The organism is Nocardia sp. 2TAF39, from assembly GCF_052114905.1.
Classification (GTDB): Bacteria; Actinomycetota; Actinomycetes; order Mycobacteriales; family Mycobacteriaceae; genus Nocardia.
The window spans coordinates 194347-211163 of record NZ_JBFRFQ010000002.1 but is presented as its reverse complement, the minus strand read 5'-3'; the positions used below and the strand labels follow the sequence as shown (position 1 = coordinate 211163).

Sequence of the window (16817 nt, the reverse complement as noted above, 5' to 3'; positions counted from 1 at the left end):
GCCGAGCGCCAGCGAGGTGCAGTCATGACCGGTTATGCCGCGCGCAGCACCGATTCGACCAATTCGCGGACCCCGGCCAGCAGCCGATCGGTCTCGCCTGCGCGGACCATGCGTGGCACCAGCTCGCCGCTGAGCGAGCCGAGCAGCAGTCGGCCGACCACCTCGGCGTCCAGATCCGGACGCGCCTCGCGCAGCAGGGTGGTGATGTGGTTGTCCCAGAACGCGTGGAACTCCGCGGTCCGTGGATGCGGTGGCACGGTGCGATAGGCGGCCATCAGCTCGGAGTTGTCGACCACCAACCGCGCCATCGCATCGAAGTAGGCGATCAGGCGCGTATCGGCGGGCGCGCCAGGCCCCAGCGGCGGCGGGCCGCTGGTGATCGCGTTCATCAGAGTGAGCGCGCTCTCTGCGACCATCTCGTGCAGCAGCCCGGCGCGATTGCCGAAACGGTGAAAGATTGTCCCCTTCCCCACGCCGGCGGCGGCCGCCACGCGGTCCATCGTGATCGCCTCGGCGCCGTGCTCGGCGAGCAGCGCGGTGGTCGCGTCCAGGATCGCGCGCCGGTTGCGCGCCGCATCCGCCCGTTCCCTCGGTCGCCCGTCGGTCATCGCTCCCGCTTTCATTGACAAGTTGACCAACGGTCCATATCGTTGCGAGCGCAACTGGACCGACAGTCAACTTATGGAGTTCGTGATGCAGGCAATCGTAATGACGGCGACCGGAGGACCGGACGTGCTCGTCGCTGCCGAGGTCCCGGCCCCACAGGCAGGTACCGATGAGGTGGTGATCCGCGCCGAGGCGATCCCGGTGCTGTTCCCGGAGACCAAGCTGCGCTCCGGCGAGTTCCCGCTCGGCGCGCGGCCGCCGCTGGTGTTCGGGTTCCAGGCCGCCGGCGAGGTCACCCAGGTCGGTGCGGACGTCGATCCCGCCCTGATCGGGCAGCGAGTCGTCGTAGGCACCAAGGGTTTCGGCGCCTACGCCGAGTTCGTCGCCGCGCAGGCGGATTCCGCGGCGCCGATTCCGGACGGATTGTCCTCGGTGGACGCGGCGGCGGTGCTGATGAACGGGTCGGTGGCGATTCCGCTGTTGGAGACCGCCGCGCTCACCGGGGCCGAGACGGTCCTGATCGAGGCGGCCGCCACAGGCGTCGGCAGCGCCCTGACCCAGCTCGCCAAGGAGTATGGCGCGGCCCGCGTCATCGCGACGGCCGGTGGCCCCCGGAAGGCGGAACAGGCCCGCAACCTCGGCGCCGATCAGGTGATCGACCACAATGACCCGGCGTGGACCGCCGGGCTACGCGAAGACCTCGGCAGCGCAACCGTGGACGTGGTCTTCGATTCCATCGGCGGCACATCCGCCCTGGACCTGCTCGACCTCATGACGCCGCTGCGCGGCCGGATGATGGGCTACGGCTGGCTATCCGGTGCACCCGCGCAGGTATCGGCGATCGATCTGATCAAGCGCGGCCTCACCTTCACCGGTTGCGCCGGACCCGCCTGGCTGGGCCGGGTAGCACAGGCCCGCGGCGGCGTTCTGGCCCTCGCGGCCGAGGGCAGACTGGATCCGCTGGTCGAAGCGGTGCTGCCGCTGGACCAAGCGAGCCGGGCACACCAGCTGCTGGAGGATCGGACGCCGCTGGGCAAGATCGTGCTACGTCCAGGGCTCAGCGGCTCGTAGGAGCGGCCACTCGGCCGTCCACAAGAAGGGGCGACGCGATTGCGGACCAACGCGAGCAGGCGGCAATCGTCGTTAGGGTGGGTTTCGTGCGGACTTCTCTGGGACCCCATATCAGTGCAGCCAATGCGCTGACAGCGCGATGGTGTGCGGAGGTACGCGAGGGCGACTTCGCGGTGTCCGGCGCCGGGGTGTGGCCGTTGCTGGCGTTGCTCGCTTCCGCGGCCGAAGGTCCGGCGCGGGACGAGTTGGCGGAGGCGGTCGGAGTGCCCGCGGAGGCGGGGCAGGAGGGGGCGCTGCGGTTGCTGCGCGACCTCGATCACGCGGAGGCGGTCTCCGCGGCGCTCGGCATGTGGGTGCGGCATGATCTTCCGCTGCACGAGGCGTGGTCGGGGCGGTTGCCTATGGGCACCGTCGCACGGTTGGACGGGCAGGACTTTCTCGACGCCTGGGCGGCCCGGCATACCGACGGGCTCATCGAGCGGTTCCCGCTCGCGGTGGACCCGGACGCACTGCTGGTCCTCGCGACGGCGCTCGTCGCGAAGACCCGGTGGCGCGTGCCGTTCGAGGTCGGCACACTGCTGCCGAAGGACGGCCCGTGGCAAGGACATCGCGGACCCGGGTTGTCGCGCACGAGCAATGATCTGGGCAACGCCGTGATCCTGGACGCGCCCGAGCCTGTCACGCGTGTCGTCGTCGAGGGGGTCGCCGACCTCGACGTGCACCTCCTGCTCGGCGCGGGCGCTCCCGGTGGCGTCCTCGGAACGGGCCTGGCAGCCTTGGCCGACGCGGTGCCGATCCGCACCGATCTGCCGGTCGGGATCGAAGCGCCGGGGCTGACCGTGCGCACCGAGACGGTCATGTCGAACACGGACCAGCTGCGGATCCGACTGCCGCCCTTCGAGATTCGATCGAGGCACGATCTGCTCGCCGGATCCGACCTGTTCGGGCTGGCCACCGCGGCCGACTGCACCCGTGGTCATTTCCCCGCGATCTCCACGGTGCCGCTGTGTGTCGGCCAGGGGGCTCAAGAAGTCCTCGCACGGTTCACGCACGAGGGTTTCGAGGCTGCCGCGGTGACCGCGTTATCCCTGCGCTACGCCAGCGCGGTACTGCGGCGACAGCGCGTGACCGTTGTCTCCGCGACATTCGACCGGCCGTTCGGCTTCCTCGCCGTACACCGGCCGACGGGCATGGCGGTCATCGCGGGATGGGTTGCCACACCGCCGGATTCGCCGCCCGCTACCGACAGTTCGCGGTAGCCGGGAAGCTCCTGGAGCAGATCGCAGAGTCTGGCACGAGACGGCGGGGTCAGGCCGGACGGCGGGCGAAATCCGGCGCGTGCTCCGGGAGAGCACCGCGGGCAACCAGGAACGGTAGGACGCTGCGCAACACCGGAGCCCGGCGCATGATGCGGACCGGCAGTGGTGCGCGCGGGGCGGTAGCGATGTCGATCCGTCCGTCGAGGGCGGGGGCGATCGCGCCGGCGTGCAGGAAGCGCTGCATTCCCTGCGTCACAACAGTGGGGAAGGTCCTCCGTCGCTGCACCTTCGCCAGCTCCCTGGTCCCGACCGTGCCGGCGAGCAACGGCGCGACCAGAATTCGCGCCGCCGCTACGGCGTCCTGCACCGCCAGGTTGATGCCGACACCGCCGACCGGGGACATCGCGTGTGCCGCGTCGCCGAGGCAGAGCAGACCGTTCGTGTACCACTTGGTCAGGCGGTCGAGCTTCACCTCCAACAGCTTCACCTCGTCCCAGCTGGTCAGCACGTCGACGCGGTCGCGAAGCCAGGGCACGGCGTCGGCCATGGTGCGCATGATGCCCTCGACCGGACCGCGCCGCGCGACCTCGTCGGCGCCCTTGGCGATCAGCGTCGCACATTGCCAGTAATCGCCACGGTCGAGCAGCACCGCCGCGCGGTGGGCGGTGACGATCGGAAGCGCGCCCGCCGGGTCGGTCTCGGCGCGCGGCAGGCGAAACCACCACACATCCATCGGGGTGGGCCACTTCCTGCTCGGCAGTCCCGCGGCGGCCCGCAGCACCGAGGCGCGTCCGTCGCAGGCCACGGTGAGCTCGGCCTCGATGGTGCCGGTCGCGCCGTCGGCGGTCCGGTAGGCGACGCCGCTCACCTTGCCGTCGGTCCAGATCAAGTCGGTGGCCTCGGTGGTCATCCGCAGCCGGAAGGTCGGCTCCGGCTCGGCGGCGCGCGCGAGCAGGTCCAGCAGATCCCATTGCGGCACCATGGCGATGTACTTGTGCTTGCCCGGCAGGTTCTTCAGCGTGGCCAGGGTCTGCATGCCGCCCGCGGTCGGCAGCTGTACCTGATCCACCTTGCGCGCAGGCAGTTTCGCGAACTCCGCGCCGAGCCCCAGCTCATCGAGCAGGTCGAGCGTGGTGGGGTGCACGGTGTCCCCACGGAAGTCACGCAGGAAGTCTTTGTGCTTCTCCAGCACCGTCACGCCGACTCCCGCGCGTGCCAGCAGCAGTCCGAGGATCATTCCGGCCGGCCCACCGCCGACCACCAGGCAGGTCGTGCGTTCCATCGACTGTCTCTCCCTAGGTCGCCGCCGCAAAGGTGTCGCCTGCTCGAGCAAATCCTAGTGCCAGGCGTGCCGCACCGGACCGGATCGAGGGCGGTCCGCGGGAAACTCAGCCGATATCCCTGCGCAGGGCGAAGAAGTACGGCTCGGGCACACCGCGTAGGTCCATCACACCGAGCAGGGTGTGCTCGTCCGCGCGCCGGAAGTGATCGATGATCGGCAGATGGTCGTAGACCATCGCGGCACTGGCCACGCCTCGGTACTCGACGTTGCGCAAACGCGCTGTGGGTCTGCGGGTTCGCAGCGCGGGCCGCAGATAAGGCAGCATCCTGCGCATGGCGCGCACACCCGACAGCGGCACCCGACCGGCCAGCCCCAGCGGAATCCGGCGCGGATCGACGGGGAACACAGTGTCGCGCGCGGTGAAGAGCAACGGGTGCACGTCGTCCGGCCCGTCGAACTGCTTGCCATACCATCCGGAGGCGACGAGTACGCCGTCGAACGAATGTCCGGTTGGTAGTTCGTCGCCGCGCCAGCGTCCGGTCGTGATCTCCTCGACCCGGGCCGCAGGCAGGCGGTCGAACAGCGCCCATGCCTCCGCCGCAGTGCGGATGTTCATCGCATTCAGCTCGTTCGCGGCCATGGCTCCACTCCTCACGGATAGCAACATTGCGAGAGATACTCTATCTGTCTCTCGGAGACTCGATGACGGGCCAGAAGAAGCCGATGATGTTGCCATCGAAGTTGTATCGGCCGCCGGGCCGGAGCACAGTCCAGCCCTCCGGCAGGTCGAGCAGTGCGGCCGGGATCGCGGGCCCGCCATCCCGGTCCACGTCAGCGGGAGAATCCAGAGGATCGCGTGACCGTCGGCGCCGCCGGCCAGCGGTTCACCTGACCGATGGAACGCCGACGACCAGACGTGGAGCTTGCGCGTGCGCAGCCGCACAACGGGATCGCGCCGCCGGTAGCCATGATGCGCGGCCGCCCACCCGGCTGTGTCACACCAACAGTAGGGCCCAGGCCGAAGGTACAAAGCCCAGCCGAAATATTGCATGATGGCGAGCGTGTCTCAACAGGTCGAATCCTCCGAGCGGACCCCGTCCTCGCGGGCCATGACGCCGTCGTCCGGCCCGAAGGGACGGCTCAGCGTCCTCGATTGGGTCCGGCTCGCGTTGTTGGTGGCCGGACTGCTGTGCGTGCTCACGGGGCTGCTGCCGCGGGCGGAGGCCGCCGCGAACATGCGCCGCATCGGCCCGCTACTGCTGTTCCTCGGCAGCGTGATCGTGCTCGCCGAGCTGACCAGGCAGGCCAAGGTCTTCGACGTCATCGCCCATCGCCTCGCGATCCTCGGTCGCGGCCACTACCCGGCGCTGTTCTTCCTGTGCGTGCTGTTCGCCTCGGCCACCACGATCCTGCTGAACCTCGACACCACCGCCGTGCTGATCGCACCCGTGATGCTGGCGCTCGCGGCGCCCGCCCGGATTCCGCCGCTGCCGTTGGCCATGACCACCCTGTGGCTGGCCAACACCGCGAGTCTGCTGCTTCCGGTCTCCAACCTCACCAATCTGCTCGCCGCCGACCGCGTGGCACTGACCGCGACCGGGTTCGCGGCGAGAATGTGGGCACCGCAACTGGTTTCGATCGGCGTGACGATGCTGTGCCTGTGGATCTGGTATTGGCGGCGCGGACGACGCCAGGCGGACCGCTACGTGCTACCCGAGCCGATCCACCCAGCGAACTTTCGGGAACGCGCCCTGCTGTGCACTACGGCGGCAGCATGTTTGCTCTTCATCCTCGCGATCCCCCTCGTCGGCGACCGAATCGGCATCGCGGCCGCCCTCGCCGCTGTCATCGCGGTGGCGGCCTTCGCCGTGTTCGACCGCGCCGCGCTGCGGCTGTCGCTCATACCGTGGCAGCTGCTCGCCTTCGTGATCGGATTGTTCCTGGTGGTGCCGACCCTCAGCCGATTCGGCCTCGATGACCTGATGCGTGCACTGATCGGCACCGAACCCGGTGCGGCAGGCGCCTACCGATCCGCCGCGGCAGGCGCTGCCCTCTCGAATCTCGCCAACAACCTTCCTGCCTACACCGCGGGCGAGGCGGTCGTCCCCGCGGCGAACCGGAATCAGCTACTCGCGTTGCTGATCGGCACCAACATCGGATCGGTCGTCACGCCGTGGGCCTCGCTCGCGACGCTGTTGTGCCTGGAATTCTGCCGGACACACAACGTGCGCGTCCCCATGCCACGGTTCGTCCTCACCGGCATCGCCCTCGCCGTCGTCGCCACGACCGGCGCCGTCGTAGCACTGCTGGTCACGGGCTAGCCGAGCTCGGGGCCGAGACCGCCATCGCGTCGGCTCCGAGGATCTCCGATTGCACCCGCAGCGGGCGCTGTTCGCACCGCGTTCTCCACGCAGACCCGCAGCGTGATCGTACGGATGTAGGTTCCGGCGCCACCTTTGAAGATCTACTGCTCGGTGCCGCACCGGGCCGGCGTGCTCGCATCCCGAACGCGACAAGCTCACAGAGTCTGCGGCGGAACCGAACTCAGTTCGGAGTGGTGATCTCCCACTCGTAGACCGTGAGTTCCGAGGAGCCGGTGGTGTGCACGGGATCGGTGAACGCGATTTCCCGTGCGGCGTCGAGGTTTTCGGCGAAGATCACGTACGCGCCGCCGGTATCGTCGGTGAAACGGCCACTCTCCTGCAGCTGCCCCCGCTCAACGAGCTGCTTCAGGAATTGCTTGTGCGGCTCGATCACGGCGGTATCGAACCGCGGCGTCCGCATCACCAGCACGAGGTACTTGTTCACGGCTCGGGCTCCTGGCGCGGGGCACGGGTCGCGGCGGCCGCGGCGCGCACCTGCGGCGCCACCAAAACAACCTGGCCGAGGACACCGTTGACGAAGGACGGGGAGTCATCGGTGGACAGCTCCTTGGCCAGCTCCACGGCCTCGTCCACGGCCACCACGGGGGGGACGTCGCCCGCGTGGAACAACTCCCACACCGCGATGCGCAGGATGGCGCGGTCCACGGCCGGAAGCCGCGACAACGTCCAGTCCTGGAGATAGGACTCGATGGTGCCGTCCACCCGGTCCAGATCGTCGGCGACGCCCTCGACCAGGGTGCGCGTGTAGGCATGCACCGGCGCGACCGCCTGGTCTCGGGTGGCCAGCTCGGCCCGCTCGTCGAGCAGGTCGGCGGCGTCGATGTCCCTGGCCTCTGCCTCGAACAGCAGGTCGACCGCCCGGCGGCGGGCCTTGTGCCGCGCACCGAGCTTCTTGAACGAGGACTTCTTGTCCACGGGTTGTTCCGCCACGGTCACGAATCCTGGTCGCCGCGTCCGGCGATCAGGCGTTGACCCGGCCGAGATAGCTGCCGTCGCGCGAGTCGATGCGCAGCTTGTCGCCGGTGTTGATGAACAGTGGGACCTGCACCTCGGCGCCGGTTTCCAGGGTGGCGGGCTTGGTGCCACCGGTGGAGCGGTCACCCTGCAGGCCGATGTCGGTGTGCTGCACCACGAGCTCGATCGACACCGGGAGCTCGACGTACAGCGGCGCGCCCTCGTGCGTGGCAACCTGCACCGTCATGTTCTCGAGCAGGAAGCGCGCACCGTTGCCGATGGTCTCCTCCGAGATGGAGATCTGGTCGAAGGTCTCGCCGTCCATGAAGACGTAGTCCGAGCCGTCGTGATAGAGGTACGTCATGTCGCGGCGGTCGACGTTGGCGGTCTCCACCTTCACACCGGCGTTGAAGGTCTTGTCGACCACCTTGCCGGACACGACGTTCTTCAGCTTGGTCCGCACGAACGCGGGGCCCTTGCCCGGCTTGACATGCTGGAACTCGACGATCTGCTGGAGCTGACCGTCGATCTTCAGCACAAGGCCGTTCTTGAAGTCGCTGGTGTCCGCCACTGTCCTCGGATCTCCTCGTTCTACCACTCGGTCTAGGGCCGACCGGCGTCAGTCGACGACGGTCAGGGTTTTGCTGGTGTGGGTGAGCAGCTCCGGGCCCCCTTCGCGCACCACGAGCGTGTCCTCGATCCGGACCCCGCCGCGGCCGGGAAAGTACACACCTGGTTCGACGGTAACCGCCACGCCAGACAAAAGTGTACCGGTTCCCGTTCTCGCGATTCCCGGCGCTTCGTGGACCCGGAGCCCGACCCCGTGCCCGAGACTGTGCACGAACAGCTTGCCGTGGCCAGCTGCCTCGATCACCGACCGCGACGCCGCGTCCACGTCGGCGACCTGCACCCCGGGTCGCAGCGCCTCGCGTCCCGCGCGCTGCGACTCTTCGACCAGCGCGTACACCTCGCGCTGCCAATCGGTCGGCGCACCGAGCACGAAGGTTCGGGTCATGTCGGAGTGATAACCACCGACCACCGCGCCGAAGTCCAGCTTGACGAAATCGCCCGCGCTGAGCATGGCCTCCGTCGGGCGGTGATGCGGGACGGCCGAATTCGCTCCGGTCGCCACGATCGTCTCGAACGCGACCGCTTCGGCGCCGTGCTCGAACATGGCCCACTCCAGATCCCTGGCCACCTGACGTTCGGTGCGGCCGGGGCGCAGCGCGCCCCGCTCCAGCAGCGTGGCGAGACCTGCGTCGCCCGCCGCGCAGGCCGCACGCAGCTGGTCGACCTCGTAGGCGTCCTTCACCATCCGCAACTGCTCCACCAGGCCGGGCGTGGCGACGAACTCCAGGCCGGTGCACTGTTCGATAAAGCCGTGGTGTTGGTCGACCGTGACGACGTGGCTCTCGAAACCGACCCGGCCGAGTTGCCATTCTCCCGCCAGTTCCACGATCCGGCGGGCAGTGGCGCGTGAAATCTCCGCGCGGAGGTCCGGCACCTGCTCCGCGACCTGTGTCCGGTAACGCCCGTCGGTGCCGATCACCGTGCGCTCCTCGGTAGTGCGCGTGTCCCAGGAGCACACCAGCAGCGCCGCGTTGGACCCGGTGAATCCGATCAGGTACCGAATGTTCACCGGGTCGGTGACGAGCAGCGCGTCGACCCCGTTCTCGACGAGCAGGCTCCGCAGCGCACCACGGCGGGCGGCGAAATCTGGGCGGAGCGGCGGGGCGTGGTCAGCACACATGGGACCAAGCTACCGCCGGAATGTCGCGATACGGCCACTCAACACGTACGGCCGGGCCCTGATATTACCGCAACAGACGCCTGGTCATTGCCCTGGGTCGCGTCCACTGGCAGCGGTTCGACTCGGCCGCTGTTCACAAATCAAGAGGTTGTCCACATTTGGGCATGGGCGGTTGATCGGGGTGGACGGGCGACGGAGGTTGGAGGCATGTCCCCCATCGTGTTCGCGCTACTGACCGGCTGGTGTTCGGCGTTGAGTGTCATCGACCTCAGACATCGGCGTCTGCCCGATGTACTCACCGGCTGGGGCGCGGCTGGCATTTTCGGATACGCGCTGTGCACAGCGCAATTCACATCCGCGCTGCTCGGCGCGGTGTTACTGGCGGTGCCCTATCTGGTGATTCATCTCATCGCCCCCGCCGCATTCGGTGCGGGCGATGTGAAACTCGCGGTCGGGCTCGGCGCGGTGGCGGCCTGCGGCGGAGCGCAGGCCTGGGTGTGGGCGGCGATCGCGGCTCCGGTCCTCACCGCCTGCGCTGGTCTGGTCCTACTGGCCGTCCGCCGGATGCGGGCGCGCGAAGCCGGTCGGTGTCTCGTTCCGCACGGCCCGGCCATGTGCCTGACAACCCTGGTCGCGGTCCTCCCCACCGCCTGGCCGACATGATGACCACAGGCCCACGCCGGCCTCCAGGGGGTTCGCCCGCCGCGTGCGACCTCCGGGCCGCCCGCATGGACGAGAATCCCTGCCCGGATATCGGGATCCGCTACCGGGCTGGTTCGGCACTCGGCCGCTCCATGGCTTGCAGCCGCCGGTCGATGCAGTCCAGGAGTTCGTCGGGGTCGACGGGCTTGGTGATGTAATCGGTGGCACCGGATGCCAAGCTCTTCTCCCGATCGCCTGCCATGGCCTTAGCGGTGACCATGACGATGGGGAGTCTGTCGAAGCGAGGCATCTTCCGTATCGCCGCGGTCGTGGCGTAACCGTCCATCTCCGGCATCATCGCGTCCATCACGATCACGTCGACGTCCTGGTGGGCCTGCAGCATCTCGATGCCCTTCCGCCCATTGGGCGCGTGCTCGACGGACATCCCGTTCAGTTCCAGTATTTCCGCGATCGCCAGAACATTGCGCGCATCATCGTCGATGAGCAGGACCTTGCGCCCCTCCAGCCCGGGCTGCCCGATCCGCCTGGCTGGTGTTCCGGGCTTCGTGTGGTGAGGATGGGTCAGCAACAGGACGAACCGTTCGCGAAACTCATCCGGCGAAGCCAGCAGTTCGACCCGATGGTGTCGGGCATCGACCTCGGTAAGCCGTTCCCGGTCAGCACCTAGCTCACGGACCGGATGCGCAAGCAGCGGAATACTTCTCGCGTCCGTCTCCTCGGCAAGCCCGCACAGGAACTCCGGCACGGACAGGCTCGGCAGGCTCGCGTCCAGCAAGACGCACCGATAAGAACAGGCAGGCAACACCTCTAGTGCCTCGTCGAGAGTACCGACGGATTCGATGCGGACCGGCCCTGTGGTGTCCTCCAGCGCCGCGACGACCCCGCGGACAAGCCGGGTCAGCGGCTTGTCGTCCTGGTCTTCGACGACCAGCACCGAATGATCCATAGGCTTCGATCGTGTCCTCGAGGGGGTGGTGATCTCCGGCTGCGGCGTCACCGGCAGGTAGAGCGTGAATGTGCTGCCGACACCGAGCTGGCTTTCGGCCCGAATCTCGCCACCGAGCAAGTTCGCCACCTGCCTGCTGATGGACAAGCCGAGGCCGGTGCCGCCGTATCGACGACTGGTGGTGCCGTCGGCTTGCTGAAAAGCGGCGAAGATGGTCTCCAGGTTCTGCTCGGCAATACCGATTCCGGTGTCGCTCACGGAGAACGCAATGTGGTTGTCCAGCCGCCGCACTCTGAGCCGGATCATCCCTTTCTCGGTGAACTTGACCGCGTTGGAGAGCAAGTTGCGTAGCACCTGGCGCAGCCGCTGCTCATCGGTGTTGAGATGGGCGGGAACGGCCGGTTCGACGTCGACGTCGAACTCGAGGCCCTTCTGGCTGGTGAGTGGCTGGAAAGTGGTCTGCACGTACTCCAGCAATTGCCGCAGCGGAACAGGCTCCTTTTGCAGGTCCATCTTCCCCGCCTCGACCTTGGACAGATCGAGAATGTCGTCGATCAACTGCTGCAGTTCCTTGCCGGCTGATTGGATCACGTTGGCGAACTCGACCTGCTTCGGGGTCAGATTCCTGGTCGAGTTCTGTGTCAATATGCCCGCCAGGATGAGCAGGCTGGTCAACGGTGTGCGTAGCTCGTGCGACATGTTCGCGAGGAATTCCGACTTGTATTTCGACGCCAGCGCAACCTGTTGGGCTCGTTCTTCGATTTCCCGCCGATTCTGTTCGATTTCGAAGTTCTTCATTTCGATATCGCGGTTCTGGCGGACGAGCAACTCTGCTTTTTCTTCGAGTGCCGCATTGGAGTGTTGCAGTTCTCCCGCGAGTCGCTGCGATTCCTCGAGTAGAGAGTCGGTGCGCACGTTGGCCATGATCGTGTTGACATTCACGCCGATGCTTTCCATCAGCTGTTCGAGAAAATCTTGCTGTACGACCGTGAATCGGCTGAACGAGGCCAGTTCGATCACGCCGAGCACCTGGTCCTCGAACACGATCGGCAGCACGATCAGGTTGACGGGCTGCGCGGCACCGAGACCGGAGGAGATCTGGATGTATTCCGGCGGCGTCCGGTCGACCACGATCGCCGTTTTGGTCAGCGCCACCTGGCCGACCAGCGACTGGCCGAGCTCGAATGCGGTCCCGTCCTCCTTCCGCCCGTAGCCTGCGATCAGCCGCAGCTGGATGCGTTTCCCTTCCGACTCCATGAAGAAGAATGCGCCGTATTGGGCGCCGACAAGCGGGGTGACCTGGTTCATGATCAGCTGGGCAACGGCGCTGAGATCCCGGTGTCCCTGCAAACGTCCGGATATCCGAGCCAGGTTGGTATTGAGCCATGCCTGTTCTTCGTTGGTGCGGGTGGTTTCGCGTAGGGAGTGAACCATCGCGTTGATATTGTTCTTGAGCTCGGCGACCTCACCTTTCGCCTCGACGGCGATCGACCGCGTGAGGTCCCCGGTCGCCACCGCGCTCGTGACCTCGGCGATGGCACGCACCTGACGGGTCAGGTTGCCGGCCAGTTCGTTGACGTTCTCCGTCAGACGCTTCCACGTTCCGGACACACCCTCGACCTCGGCCTGTCCGCCGAGCCGGCCGTCCTTGCCCACCTCGCGTGCCACCCTGGTCACCTCGGCCGCGAACGAGGACAGGGTGTCGACCATCGTGTTGATGGTGGTCTTGAGTTCCAGGATCTCGCCGCGCGCATCGACGTCGATCTTCTGCGACAGGTCGCCGCGCGCGACCGCCGTGGTGACCTGGGCGATGGAACGAACTTGGCTGGTCAGGTTGCCCGCCATCGAGTTCACATTGTCGGTGAGGTTCTTCCATGTGCCTGCGACATTGGGCACCCGCGCTTGCCCACCGAGTATGCCTTCGGTGCCCACCTCTCGCCCGACGCGGGTGACCTCGTCGGCGAACGAGGACAGGGTGTCAACCATCGTGTTGATGGTATGTGCCAGCGCGGCGACCTCGCCCTTGGCTTCAACCGTCACTTTCTGCGACAGGTCGCCCCGTGCCACCGCGGTGGYRACCTGGGCGATGGAACGCACCTGGTCGGTCAAGTTGTCCGCCATGACGTTGACCGACTCGGTCAGGCCCTTCCACGTGCCGGACACACCCTTCACATCAGCCTGGCCGCCGAGCCGTCCCTCGGTGCCGACCTCACGGGCGACCCTGGTGACCTCGTCGGCAAACGAGGACAAGGTGTCGACCATCGTGTTGATGGTGTCTTTCAGTTCGAGGATCTCGCCACGGGCGTCCACCCGAATCTTCTGCGACAGGTCGCCCCGTGCCACCGCGGTGGYRACCTGGGCGATGGAACGCACCTGGTCGGTCAAGTTGTCCGCCATGAAGTTCACCGACTCCGTCAGGCCCTTCCAGGTACCCGAGACACCCAGCACCTGGGCTTGACCGCCGAGCCGTCCCTCGGTGCCGACCTCACGGGCGACCCTGGTGACCTCGTCGGCAAACGAGGACAGGGTGTCGACCATCGTGTTGATCGTCGACTTCAGCTCGAGGATTTCGCCGCGGGCGTCCACGGTGATCTTCTGCGACAGGTCACCCTTCGCCACCGCGGTCGTCACCTCGGCGATCGACCGGACCTGCGCCGTGAGGTTGCCCGCCATGATGTTCACCGATTCGGTGAGATCCCGCCATGTTCCCGACACCCCGGGCACTCTTGCCTGGCCACCCAGCCGTCCCTCGTTGCCCACCTCCCTGGCCACACGGGTCACCTCGTCGGCAAACGCGGAGAGCTGGTCCACCATCGTGTTGATGGTGATCTTCAGCTCCAGCAACTCTCCTTTGACATCCACGGCGATCTTCTGCGAGAGGTCGCCCTTCGCCACCGCGGTGGCCACACCGGCGATGTCGCGGACCTGAGCGGTGAGGTTGTCCGCCATCGCGTTCACCGACTCGGTCAAATCCTTCCAGGTGCCCGACACCCCCGGGACCGAAGCCTGGCCGCCGAGCTTGCCCTCGGTGCCCACCTCGCGGGCGACGCGGGTGACTTCGGTGGTGAAGAGCGAGAGCTGGTCCACCATGCCGTTGAAGACGGTGGCGATCTCGTCCAGCAGCGGGTCACCGACCTCGGGCAGGGACCGTCGGAAGTCACCGTCGCGCACCGCCTTGAGGCCGTCCAGCAAGGGCTGAAGCCGTTCGTCGTTGCTGCTTACCAATTCCGTGGTCACGGTGTCCTGGACCATCGGTATACCTGCCTAACTTCGCCTGTCCAGCCGGTCAATGTCCGAGGTCGACCTCGAAGCAATCCTGGCCGGCGGCGACCCGCCGGATGGCGTCCAGTAGGTCGTCGAACATTCCGGTCTTGAGCACCAGGCCGGCACCGCCGGCCGCGATCACGCGGTCGATCATGGCCCGGTTCGCATCCCCGGTGAAGATCAGCACCCTTGCCTCCGGGGACACCGTGTGCAGCCGCCTGATCGCATCGATCCCGTCTCCATCGGGCAGCCGACGGTCGAGCAGAATGACGTGCGGGTGGTATCGGCTCGCAGCACCGATCGCGTCCTCGACCGACCTCGCTATTTCGATGACTTCGATGTCGTCGACGAGTTCGAAGGCGGAGTCCAACGCCATCACCACCATCGGGTGATCTTCCGCCACCAGCAGCCGTGTACGGCCAGGGTCGACATCAGCCGACATAGGGGCAAGCTTACGTCGATGCTGGTTCGTTGCTGCCGGATCTTGACGAGTTTTACCTCGGATCGCGATTTCATGATCGTGATTTCATTCGCCGCCGAGAGCCAGGTCGCTCTTCGGCGAGTTTTCGATCTTCCACCGACGATTTCGACCGTCGTGGGCAACATGCGCGGCTGGCGGCTCGTGATCTGTTGTGGGCCGGCGGTGGCCGATGCCGCAGGTGTGGCGGAAGTGCCCACCGTCTCGGCGGGCCACGTTCCGAAGCACCCGCGTCGACATGGGAAGATGGACAACGTGCTGCGCTGGATAACTGCCGGAGAATCCCATGGTCCCGCTCTCGTCACGATCCTCGACGGGATGGTGGCCGGTGTCGAGGTGACGTCCGACGAGATCTCCGCGCAGCTGGCACGCCGCAGGCTCGGGTACGGGCGCGGAGCACGGATGAAGTTCGAGGCCGACAAGGTCACCGTCGTCGGCGGCGTGCGGCACGGACGCACCATGGGCGGCCCCGTGGCCATCGAGATCGCCAACTCCGAATGGCCGAAGTGGACCACGGTGATGTCCGCCGACCCCGTCGATCCGGCCGAACTCGCCGACCTGGCCCGCAATGCCCCGCTGACCCGACCGCGCCCTGGGCACGCCGATTACTCCGGCATGCTCAAGTACAACTTCGACGACGCCCGCAACGTCCTGGAGCGCGCGAGCGCGCGGGAGACCGCCGCGCGCGTCGCGGCGGGCACCGTCGCGCGCAACTTCTTGCGCCAGGCATTCGGCGTGGAGGTCGTCTCGCATGTGGTCTCCATCGGCGCGGCGCAGAACACCACCGGCATCGTGCCGACTGCCGCCGACCTCGCCGCAGTCGACGAGAGCCCGGTGCGCGCGTTCGACAAGGACGCCGAGGCGGCGATGATCGCCGAGATCGAAGCGGCCAAGAAGGATGGCGACACACTCGGCGGCGTGGTCGAGGTGGTCGTCGAGGGCCTCCCGGTCGGCCTCGGCTCGTTCATCAGCGGCGAGAACCGTCTGGACTCGCGGCTCGCCGCCGCACTCATGGGCATCCAGGCCATCAAAGGCGTCGAGGTCGGCGACGGCTTCGAGACCGCGCGCCGCCGCGGCAGCCAAGCGCACGACGAGATGCGGCCCGGCCCTGACGGCGTGCTGCGCTCCACCAACCGCGCTGGTGGGCTCGAGGGCGGCATGACCAACGGCGAGGCGTTGCGCGTGCGCGCCGCGATGAAGCCGATCTCCACCGTGCCGCGCGCGCTGTCCACCGTCGACATGACTACGGGCGAGGAAGCCGTCGCCATCCACCAGCGCTCCGATGTGTGCGCCGTACCCGCCGCCGGCGTAGTCGCCGAATCGATGGTGGCGCTGGTCGTCGCGCAGGCCGCGCTGGAGAAGTTCGGCGGCGACTCGCTCACCGAGACCCTCGAGAACATCACCAACTACGTCGAGCGCATCAGCACCCGCCCCCACGTGTCGGCGGACAGTCGGCCGCAATGATCGTGCAGACCGACCCGCGCACCCCGCGCGTGGTGCTGGTCGGACCGCCGGGGGCGGGGAAGTCCACGATCGGCCGCAAACTCGCCAGGGAACTCGGTGTCGAGCTGTACGACACCGACGCCGGGATCGAGCGCGAAACCGGCCGCACGATCCCGGAGATCTTCGTCGAGGACGGTGAGCCCGAGTTCCGCAGGATCGAGGAGGGGGTGGTGCGCCGCGCCATCCTGGCCGAACGCGGGGTCGTCTCGCTCGGTGGTGGCGCCGTGCTGTCCGCGAACACCAGGGCGCTGCTGCGCAACCGCACCGTCGTCTACTTGGAAATCAGTGTGACCGAAGGGCTTCGGCGCACCGGGGCGAGCACGCAGCGACCGCTGCTCAACGGCGCGGATCCCGCCGCGAAGTACCGGGAGCTGATGCGCACCCGCCGCCCGCTCTATCGTGAGGTCGCGACCGTGCGGGTACGCACCGACAGCCGCAGCCCGGGGCGCGTCGTCCGGACGATCATGACCAAGCTCGGCATGGAACCGGTCGAGCCGGCCACGGCCGAGCCGGATCACGACCAGCCACGCACCGGAATCCCGCAGGGGAGCAGCCGATCCCGGGCTCGGCGGCGCGCCAGAGCCCGGACCGCCGCGCAACGCAGGGCCGCAGAACAGAGTGAGACCACCGATGCCGGGGCAGGCCTCACGCCGGAAT

The 16817-nt window shown here is 67.4% G+C and carries 14 protein-coding genes and 1 pseudogene; 6 read left to right on the top strand and 9 right to left on the bottom strand.

The features are described 5' to 3' along the window. Window positions 1-32: 32 nt before the first annotated feature. Entirely contained in the window at window positions 33-608 is a 576-nt protein-coding gene (locus AB4Z47_RS02475; RefSeq protein WP_441947506.1) for a helix-turn-helix domain-containing protein, read from the bottom strand. 85 nt (window positions 609-693) lie between these two features. On the opposite strand from AB4Z47_RS02475, the gene AB4Z47_RS02470 reads away from it, so the two are divergent. Both AB4Z47_RS02470 and AB4Z47_RS02465 read left to right on the top strand, forming a co-directional pair. Continuing rightward, window positions 694-1677 (top strand): quinone oxidoreductase family protein, encoded by a 984-nt coding sequence (locus tag AB4Z47_RS02470; protein ID WP_441947505.1) that lies wholly within the window; start codon window positions 694-696, stop codon window positions 1675-1677. 86 nt (window positions 1678-1763) lie between these two features. Then, a complete protein-coding gene (locus AB4Z47_RS02465; protein ID WP_441947504.1) occupies window positions 1764-2936 on the top strand; it encodes a serpin family protein in 1173 nt (390 codons plus the stop codon). 49 nt (window positions 2937-2985) lie between these two features. On the opposite strand, the gene AB4Z47_RS02460 is transcribed toward AB4Z47_RS02465, so the two are convergent. Both AB4Z47_RS02460 and AB4Z47_RS02455 read right to left on the bottom strand, forming a co-directional pair. After that, the gene (locus AB4Z47_RS02460) at window positions 2986-4218 is read right to left on the bottom strand and encodes an FAD-dependent oxidoreductase (protein WP_441947503.1); all 1233 of its coding nucleotides are present in this window, start codon (window positions 4216-4218) and stop codon (window positions 2986-2988) included. A 106-nt stretch (window positions 4219-4324) separates the two neighbouring features. Then, entirely contained in the window at window positions 4325-4858 is a 534-nt protein-coding gene (locus AB4Z47_RS02455) for a DUF4334 domain-containing protein (RefSeq protein WP_441947502.1), read from the bottom strand. Between the two features lie 412 nt (window positions 4859-5270). Here AB4Z47_RS02455 and AB4Z47_RS02450 point away from each other — a divergent pair, with 412 nt between their 5' ends. Next, the gene (locus tag AB4Z47_RS02450) at window positions 5271-6539 is read left to right on the top strand and encodes an SLC13 family permease (RefSeq protein ID WP_441947501.1); all 1269 of its coding nucleotides are present in this window, start codon (window positions 5271-5273) and stop codon (window positions 6537-6539) included. 223 nt (window positions 6540-6762) lie between these two features. On the opposite strand, the gene AB4Z47_RS02445 is transcribed toward AB4Z47_RS02450, so the two are convergent. The 4 genes from AB4Z47_RS02445 to AB4Z47_RS02430 are packed head-to-tail and all read right to left on the bottom strand — an operon-like array spanning window position 6763 to window position 9306. After that, window positions 6763-7026, bottom strand: coding sequence for a YciI family protein (locus AB4Z47_RS02445; protein ID WP_441947500.1), 264 nt, complete (start codon window positions 7024-7026; stop codon window positions 6763-6765). Further along, window positions 7023-7532: a transcription antitermination factor NusB gene (gene nusB, locus AB4Z47_RS02440; protein WP_441947499.1), complete on the bottom strand. Its 510-nt coding sequence runs from the start codon at window positions 7530-7532 to the stop codon at window positions 7023-7025. The genes AB4Z47_RS02445 and nusB overlap by 4 nt, the downstream gene beginning before the upstream one ends. Before the next feature lie 31 nt (window positions 7533-7563). Beyond that, window positions 7564-8127, bottom strand: coding sequence for an elongation factor P (gene efp / locus AB4Z47_RS02435; RefSeq protein WP_357261299.1), 564 nt, complete (start codon window positions 8125-8127; stop codon window positions 7564-7566). Between the two features lie 48 nt (window positions 8128-8175). Further along, a complete protein-coding gene (locus AB4Z47_RS02430) occupies window positions 8176-9306 on the bottom strand; it encodes a M24 family metallopeptidase (protein WP_441947498.1) in 1131 nt (376 codons plus the stop codon). Between the two features lie 207 nt (window positions 9307-9513). Here AB4Z47_RS02430 and AB4Z47_RS02425 point away from each other — a divergent pair, with 207 nt between their 5' ends. Further along, entirely contained in the window at window positions 9514-9969 is a 456-nt protein-coding gene (locus AB4Z47_RS02425; protein WP_441947497.1) for a prepilin peptidase, read from the top strand. Between the two features lie 100 nt (window positions 9970-10069). Here the strand turns inward: AB4Z47_RS02425 and AB4Z47_RS02420 are convergent, their stop codons facing one another. Both AB4Z47_RS02420 and AB4Z47_RS02415 read right to left on the bottom strand, forming a co-directional pair. Next, entirely contained in the window at window positions 10070-14167 is a 4098-nt protein-coding gene (locus tag AB4Z47_RS02420; RefSeq protein WP_441947496.1) for a HAMP domain-containing protein, read from the bottom strand. A gap of 34 nt (window positions 14168-14201) precedes the next feature. After that, window positions 14202-14621, bottom strand: a complete 420-nt coding sequence (locus AB4Z47_RS02415) for a response regulator (protein WP_441947495.1) — start codon at window positions 14619-14621, stop codon at window positions 14202-14204. Window positions 14622-14912: 291 nt separating this feature from the next. Here AB4Z47_RS02415 and aroC point away from each other — a divergent pair, with 291 nt between their 5' ends. Continuing rightward, complete coding sequence (gene aroC, locus AB4Z47_RS02410) at window positions 14913-16121, top strand: chorismate synthase (RefSeq protein ID WP_441947543.1); 1209 nt, start codon at window positions 14913-14915, stop codon at window positions 16119-16121. Beyond that, a pseudogene (locus AB4Z47_RS02405) lies at window positions 16118-16636 on the top strand (shikimate kinase); the annotation flags it as partial. The gene aroC and the pseudogene AB4Z47_RS02405, both read left to right, overlap by 4 nt. Between the last annotated feature and the right edge of the window lie 181 nt (window positions 16637-16817).